Genomic DNA, 7,542 nt, shown 5'->3' on the forward strand with positions numbered 1-7,542 from the left:
TGGTCTTTGGGTATCGAGAGATCCGATCAGTCGGCATCGGTGAGCGCGGGTCGGACGGCTCGGGGTGGCGCGGGCGGGTGGGTCGTGTGCTCTAATGGCATTAGGGCATTACTGGGAGGCGGGAATGGCAGAGTCGCGGCGGCGGTTGGCGACCGGAAGGCTGTGCCTGGAGCTGGTGGCGACGGTGCACGGCCGGCTGAGCGGTGCGCCGAACGACGACCTGCTGGACGGCGCACGGGTGGCCGAGTGGCTGGCGGCGATCGGGGCCGAGACAGGGGAACGCCCGGCGGACGGGGATGTCGAGCACTATCTGGACGTGCGCGAGGCGATCTACCGGCTGGTGACCTCGGCGGCGACCGGGGACGTGGCGGATGTCGAGCAGCGGAACGCAGATGTGGCGTTGGTGAATGCCTGGGCCCGTGGGCCGGCGCCGGTGCCGCAGTTGCGGGTGGGGGAGCAGGGCCTGGTGTCGAACACCGCGCTGCCGACTCCCCGGCAGGTGCTGACCGTGGTGGCGCGCGACGCCATCGACCTGCTGGCCGCGCCGGAGGCCGCCCGGCTGCACCAGTGCGACGGAAGCCATTGCGGCACGGTCTTTCTGGACACGTCGCGGGGCGGGCGGCGCCGGTGGTGCTCGTCCGACAAGTGCGGCAACCGGGCCCGCGTCGCGGCGCACCGGGACCGGCACGTGTCGGCCTGAAGCGGCGGAATCGACACTCGTATCGACCAAGGGAGGAACTTCCGCCGGCGGAAAAGTGCCGGTCATCTGCCCCCGTGACCGGCTCGATCCTGTCCTAGGCTGACGGGGTCGGAACCTGCCGGATTTCGCTGGGGGAAATCTGTGGACCACAGACAACTGAACACGTTCACGACCGTGTGCCGCACCCGGAGTATCACCAGGGCGGCAGCGGAGCTGGGTTATTCGCAGTCGGCGGTGACGTCGCAGGTGAAAAGCCTGGAATCGGTGCTCGGAGTGGCGCTGTTCGAGCGCAGACGCGACGGCGTGCGGCTCACGGCGTTCGGTGAGCGATTCCTGCCGTACGCGCAGCGTTTGCTGACATTGGCCGACGAGGCCCGCGGCGCATTGCACAACAATGGGGCGCTCGGGGGCAGTCTCATTGTCGGCGCCGGCGAGTCGGTCACCACCTATCGGCTACCCGCCCTGGTGGAGGCGTTCCATCACCGGTACCCGGACGTCCGGCTGTCGCTGCGGATCTTCCGCGACGGCCGGGCCCTGAACGCGCTGGAGCGCGACGAGGTCGACGTCTGCCTGCTGTCGGCGGTGGACGAGCCGGCCGGTGACTTCCACCGCAAGGACCTCGGCGACGACGAGGTCGTGCTGGTCGCGGCCCCGGACCACCCGCTGGGCCGGCACACCCTGATCACCGTCGCCGACCTGGCCGGATGCCGGTTCGTCATCGCCCAGCCGGACTGCCTGTACGCCCGGATCCTGGCCGCGGAGATCGGCGGCGCGGCCGAGGCGGCCCTCCAGTTCGGCACGGTCGAAGGCGTGAAGAGGGCGGTCGCGGCGGGCCTCGGAGTCGCCCTGCTGCCGAGGATCGCCGTCGCCGACCTGGTTGCCGCCGGCGAGGCCGTGGTCCTGCCTTGGCGGGCGGCAGCGCCGGCGCGCCTGTATGCCGTCTGGACCGGCAAACACGAAGGAAGCCGCGAACTGGACGCACTGGTCACGCTGATGTCCCGCACCTCCCGGGAAGACCTCCGCCTTGTGAGCTAGCCCTCATAGCGGCCGCTGATGGCGTTATCGACGAACTCCCGCTCCGACCGCTTCTCCCGGCGCTGGCGAATCGCTAGTGTCGGTGTCGAGAACACAACGGAAACGAGTTTGTCCGACACCGATGCAATCCGTCGCCGGTAACGGTCACGACTGACCGGAACGCGCATATGGCGATGGCTGATCGTGTCGTCAACCAACGGAAAAAGGCTTCGCCCGTTGGTGGCGGCCGATCATGGTCGTACTGTGAGGGCCGGGCGTCAATGGCGGCGGCAACGGTATTCACATACCGCGTGCACAATGCCGGCTGAAACGCGCCCGAATCACGTCCTACTTGGGGAGAAGGGCATTAGTGTGTCTGAATACACGTCGGACGGCCACGTCGACATGGACGTGGCGATCGTCGGGATGGGTCCTCGCGGCCTTTCCGTGCTCGAACGGCTGGTGGCCCGGCTGACCGAGACGCCCGTCGACGCCACGGTCCGGATCTGGACGTTCGAGCCGGGCGAGCAGGGCGCGGGCCGCATCTGGCGCACCAGCCAGCCGCACTGGTTCGCGATGAACACGGCGGCCGGCGAGGTCAGCATCTACTCCGGCGGCCCGGACGGCGGTCCGCACCGCGCAGGTGCGGGGCCGTCGCTGTACGAGTGGCTGGCCGCGCACCCGGATCCGCGCTGGTCGGCGCTGGGGCAGAGCGACTACGCGCCGCGCCCGGTCTACGGCGAGTACCTGACCGCCGCCTACCGCGCCGTCGTGGCCGACGCGCCGGCCAACGTGCACGTGCTGCCGGTGTCGGCGCGGGTGGACCGCGTCGAGAGAGTGGACGGCCAGACGGTGCTCACCGCGTACAACGGGCGCTTCGAACTGGCCGTGGACAAGGTGATCCTCACGACCGGGCACCCCCGCAACGTCCCGGACGACACCAACCGGCAGTTCCTCGCGCACGCCGACGCCAATCCCGCGCTCCGGTACGTGATGGGCGACTCGGCGGCGGAGATGCCGCTGGACGCCATCGCGCCGGGCAGCGAGGTCGGCATCATCGGCCTGGGCCTGACCTTCTTCGACGTGGTGGCGGCGCTGACCGCCGGCCGCGGCGGAGTGTTCACCACCGACGACAACGGCGTGCTGCGCTACCGGCCCAGCGGCAAGGAGCCGCGCATCATCGCCGGTTCCCGCAGCGGCCTGCCGATGCTGGCTCGCGGCCGCAACCAGAAGGCGCCGACCTACCGCTACAAGGCCCGCTTCGCCACCGACGCGGCATTGCAGGCCGCGCGGCGACGGGCGCAGGCCGAGCACGGCACGGCGCAGCTGGACTTCCGCCGTGACGTGCTTCCCTTGCTGCAGAAGGAAGTCGAGCACACGTACTACCGGACCCTGGTGCGTCGCCGCCAGGACCAGGCGGTGGCCGACCAGTTCGCCGAGCGGCACCTCGCCGTGGCCGACGACCCGGCGCTGGTCGACAAACTGCTGGCCGAGTTCGGCATCTCCGACGCCAAGCGCATCGACATGGACCGGATGGCCCGGCCGTTCGCCGGCGTGGAGTTCGACAGCCCGGCCGACTTCCACCGGGTGGTGCTGGACGTGCTGCGGCTGGACGTCGCCGAGGCCTTGCAGGGCAACCTCGACGGTGGAGCTTACGCACGGCCAACGAACACCGGTGTAAGACCGAAGCTCCATCACCTGTCGGTGGGATGCGAATGACTTCTTCAAGCGTACTTCCGTTCCAGCTCGCTTTTTTGGCTAATATCCCGAGGGTCAGCGGCTATAACTCATTACTGTAGTGGACATGTTGGCGTGCTATCTGAGCGTTCTGAGCGATTCCAGTATCCCAAACACGGATAACCCCCTGCGGGTGCGCCAAGATGCATCTCGGTTGGAAAGTTAAATCAGACAGGGTACGAGTAAGCGCAACGGAGTCCTCCGCGGCATGTACAGCCACTCGAAGTAATTAATTTCGGCGAGCTGCACGGGCTCTCTCTGTAACACTTCGAATATAGCTCGACCCCGACGGCTGCATCGAGACGCCCAGGTATTTAATGTGTTGGACTGGGTGTCATGCCGTCGTTCACGTTATATCTATTTCCTGTCTCTTTCAGCGCCGTGACCGCTACGTTCCGCCTCCGCTCATACTCCACTCCAACCACAATGTTAACAATCTAGTGTCGTTAAGATATCGATCGCTTCTATGTCTCTTGCTAAACAGGGCACCCGTAGGAACGGGTGCTCCGTTCGCACATTGCATCTCACGGGTAGCCTCGCCGCTGACCGCCGGCTGCTGGCCGACGGGCTGATCTCCGAGCACGTCAACGCCGACCCGGTAACCGGCGAGTGGTTCGCCAGCGGCGGGCTCGCCGTCAGCCGGGCCCCGTTCCACGTTATCGACGGCGACGGCCAGCCCGACCCGGACCTGTACGCGCTGGGCATCCCGACCGAGAACCACCGCTGGTTCACCCAGATCGGCAACGGCCGCCCCGGCCCGCTGACCGGCTTCCACACCGACGCCGACGCCATCGCCGCCGACGTGCTGGCCGCGCTGCGGGTCCCCGCCTACTCCACCATCTGACCGGGAGAGCTTGACGTGACAACGAACTACGAGCGGTTCAAGGCGGCGCGGGACCTCCTGCTCGACCTCCGTGACGATCACGACCGGGCCTGCGCCGAGTTCCGCTGGCCGCGGTTCGAGCAGTTCAACTGGGCGCTGGACTGGTTCGACGAAATGGCCAGAGGCAACAGGTCCGACGCCTTACGCGTCGTCGACGGCGACACAACCGTGGCGGTCACCTACGAGGAGCTGTCCCGGCGCTCCAGCCAGGTGGCGAACTGGTTACGGGCCAACGGGGTTCGGCGCGGCGACCACCTGTTGCTGATGCTGGACAACCGGGTCGAGGTGTGGGAGTCGGTGCTGGCCGGCATCAAGCTCGGGGCCGTCGTGCTGCCGACCTACACCACCGTCACCGGCGCGGACCTGGCCGACCGGCTCGACCGCGGCGGCGTCGACCACATCCTCACCACCAACGTGCAGGCCTTTGCCGACGCCCCAGCGGAATTGACCCGGTTCTGCGTCGGCCGGGCCGAGGGCTGGCTGTCCTATGAGGACGCTGACGACCAGCCGGCCGAGTTCGTCCCCGACGGCCCGACCAACGCCGACGACCTGCTGTTCATGTACTTCACGTCCGGCACCACGTCCAAGCCGAAGATCGCCCAGCACACCCACACCAGCTACCCGGTCGGCCACCTGTCCGGCATGTACTGGAACGGGTTGCAGCCCGGGGACGTGCACCTCAACGTCTCCGCGCCGGGCTGGGCCAAGCACGCGTGGAGCAGCTTCTTCGTGCCGTTCAACGCCGGCGCGACGCTGCTGACCGTGAACGCGCCGGCCGGCTCCAAGACGCATCTGCTGGATGCCTTGGTGGAGCACGAGGTCACGTCGTTCTGCGCGCCCCCGACGGTGTGGCGGATGCTGATCCAGCAGGACCTGCGGCAGTGGCCGGTGCGGCTGCGCGAGGCCGGCAGCGTCGGCGAGCCGCTCAACCCTGAGGTGATCGACTACGTCCGGGAGACCTGGCACGTGACCGTGCGGGACGGCTTCGGGCAGACCGAGACCACCGCGCAGATCGGCAACACCCGCTCGCTGCCGCTCAAGCCCGGCTCCATGGGCAAGCCGTTGCCCGGCTACGACATCGTGTTGATCGACCCGAAGACGGGGGAGCGGGCCGAGGAGGGCGAGATCTGCATCGACCTGGCCGACCGGCCGGTCGGCGTGATGCCCGGCTATCTCGGCAACCCCGAGAAGAACGCGGCCACCTTCGCCGGCGGCTACTACCACACGGGCGACATCGGAATCCGTGATGGCGACGGCTACATCACGTATGTCGGACGGGCCGACGACGTGTTCAAATCGTATGACCACCGCATCTCCCCGTTCGAGTTGGAGAGCGTGCTGCTGGAGCACGAGGCCGTGGTGGAGGCGGCGGTCGTGCCGACGCCCGACCCCGTGGGTCTGGTGGTGCCCAAGGCCTTCGTCACGCTCACGGCCGGCGTCGAGCCGGATGCCGTTGCGGCGCGGTCGATCCTGACCCACATCCGGGAGAACCTCGCGCCGCACCAGTGGATCCGCCGGCTGGAGTTCGGGCCGCTGCCCAAGACCACCTCCGGCAAGATCCGCCGCGTCGAGCTGCGCACGGCCGAGCAGCGGCGGATCGGCCGCAACGAGCACGAGCACCTGTTCGAGGACGTCTTCCAGACCGTGGAGTCGGCGCCCGCCGCTCCCGGCATGTCCTGAGATTCCCCTTCCACACCAAGGAGGCAGTTACCATCATGCGCGACGTGAAGATCTACAAGGACATTCTCGGCGCCGGACTGACCAACGGCCAGTTCACCTGGATCCCCTACGTGCAGCCGGGTCGCGCCTCGGTCGACGTGGAGTGGCTGTACACCGGCGAGCAGACCGGCCCCGACGGCGCCGAGGCCTACGTGGCCCGCTTCGGCCCCGGTGCCCACGGCGACCTGCACGAGCACAACGGCTTCGAGCTGCTGATCGTGCTGGAGGGCGAGCTGCACAACGACAACGGCGACGTCTACCCGCCCGGCACGCTGATCGTCGAGCTGCCGGAGAGCGTGCACCAGGTGTCCAGCCCGGACGGCTGCGTCGTGATCGTCATCCGCGAGAAGGGCACCACGCCCATCGTCGTCGAGCAGGCCGACGCGGCCGAACTGACCAACGCCTGACCGGCTCCGCGCGGCAACAAACACGGACTTGCCCAGGGAGGCCGCGCCTGTCAGTCTGTAATGGCTTAAACCCATTACAGACCCGGGCGCGGCCTCCACGGCCCGTACGACCAGGAGAAACAGCCATGCTCGAGCAGACGCAGGACGTGCTGACAGCCGCGCCTGCCCCCCAGGTCGAACCCGTCTCGTCGCGCACCGGGCGGTCCGGGAAGGTGCACACCGCCCGCTACAAGTGGGGCGTGCTGGGCATCGGCATCATCGCCCAGGCCGCGTTCAGCGCCGCCTTCCAGGGCGTGCCGACCTCCGGCTCCATCCTCCAGGCGGCCTACCACCTGTCCGTCGGCCAGCTCGGCGTGGTGCTGGCCGCGATCACCTGCGGCATCTTCATCACCGACGTGTTCTGGGGCATCCTGTCCGACCGCATCGGCGAGCGGAAGGTCCTGATCACCGGCCTGACCGGCACCACGGTCACGCTGGGCCTGGTCACCGCCTTCCTGGTGCCGACGGCCGACGCGACCCCCTCCTACGTGGCGCTGGCCATCGTGCTGTTCCTGTCCGGCGCGATGGGCGGCTCGGTCAACGGCGCGTCCGGCCGCGCGGTGATGGGCTGGTTCCCGGTCAACAAGCGGGGATTCGCCATCAGCCTGCGGGTGGCCGCGGTGCCGGCCGGCGGCGCGATCGGCGCGGCCATCCTGCCGCCGCTGGCCCTGGCCGGCGGGTTCCGGCTGGTCTTCGGCTTCCTCACGGTGTTCGCGCTGCTGGCCACCGTCGCGGTGATCCTGTGGCTGGACGAGCCGCCGCTGGCCAAGACCAAGGCCGCGGGCGGCGTCGCCGCCACCGCGATCGAGAGCCCGCTGCGCCGCTGGGACATCTGGCGCTTCGCGATCACCGCGTTCCTGCTCGACCTGCCCCAGTTCACGGTGCTGACCTTCGGCTCGGTGTTCCTGCTGTCCGAGGAGCACCTGTCCATCGGCGCCATCGCCGTGCTGCTGGTGCTCGTGCAGGTCGGCGGCGGCGTGTCCCGGGTGTGGGGCGGCCGCTGGACCGACAAGCACGGCGGCCGCTACCGCCGCTCGATCGTC

Annotated in this window: 8 protein-coding genes; 7 read left to right on the top strand and 1 reads right to left on the bottom strand. The window is 68.6% G+C overall.

Going from position 1 to position 7,542, the window contains the following annotated elements; all coding sequences use genetic code 11:
- The first annotated feature begins 124 nt into the window (after window positions 1–124).
- On the top strand, window positions 125–700 hold the full coding sequence (locus KUTG_RS50405) for a CGNR zinc finger domain-containing protein (RefSeq protein ID WP_043727133.1): 576 nt from the start codon (window positions 125–127) through the stop codon (window positions 698–700).
- A gap of 141 nt (window positions 701–841) precedes the next feature.
- Window positions 842–1,735, top strand: a complete 894-nt coding sequence (locus KUTG_RS50410; RefSeq protein ID WP_052396408.1) for a LysR family transcriptional regulator — start codon at window positions 842–844, stop codon at window positions 1,733–1,735.
- Here KUTG_RS50410 and KUTG_RS60120 read toward each other — a convergent pair.
- The gene (locus KUTG_RS60120) at window positions 1,732–1,932 is read right to left on the bottom strand and encodes a hypothetical protein (RefSeq protein ID WP_157495375.1); all 201 of its coding nucleotides are present in this window, start codon (window positions 1,930–1,932) and stop codon (window positions 1,732–1,734) included. The two genes, KUTG_RS50410 and KUTG_RS60120, sit on opposite strands and share 4 nt — an antisense overlap.
- A 154-nt stretch (window positions 1,933–2,086) precedes the next feature.
- Here KUTG_RS60120 and KUTG_RS50415 point away from each other — a divergent pair, with 154 nt between their 5' ends.
- The 5 genes from KUTG_RS50415 to KUTG_RS50435 form a co-directional block, all read left to right on the top strand.
- On the top strand, window positions 2,087–3,433 hold the full coding sequence (locus tag KUTG_RS50415; RefSeq protein WP_198047651.1) for an FAD/NAD(P)-binding protein: 1,347 nt from the start codon (window positions 2,087–2,089) through the stop codon (window positions 3,431–3,433).
- Window positions 3,434–3,968: 535 nt separating this feature from the next.
- On the top strand, window positions 3,969–4,295 hold the full coding sequence (locus KUTG_RS50420) for a hypothetical protein (RefSeq protein WP_043727136.1): 327 nt from the start codon (window positions 3,969–3,971) through the stop codon (window positions 4,293–4,295).
- A gap of 15 nt (window positions 4,296–4,310) precedes the next feature.
- Window positions 4,311–6,014 carry an AMP-binding protein gene (locus tag KUTG_RS50425; protein WP_043727138.1) on the top strand — a complete coding sequence of 568 codons (1,704 nt, stop codon included), beginning with the start codon at window positions 4,311–4,313 and terminating at the stop codon, window positions 6,012–6,014.
- Window positions 6,015–6,049: 35 nt separating this feature from the next.
- Window positions 6,050–6,460 carry a cupin domain-containing protein gene (locus KUTG_RS50430; protein ID WP_052396410.1) on the top strand — a complete coding sequence of 137 codons (411 nt, stop codon included), beginning with the start codon at window positions 6,050–6,052 and terminating at the stop codon, window positions 6,458–6,460.
- Window positions 6,461–6,585: 125 nt separating this feature from the next.
- The coding region (locus tag KUTG_RS50435) for an MFS transporter (protein ID WP_052396411.1) at window positions 6,586–7,542 on the top strand (957 nt) is incomplete at its 3' end.

The organism is Kutzneria sp. 744 (assembly GCF_000568255.1).
In the GTDB taxonomy this organism is placed as follows: domain Bacteria; phylum Actinomycetota; class Actinomycetes; order Mycobacteriales; family Pseudonocardiaceae; genus Kutzneria.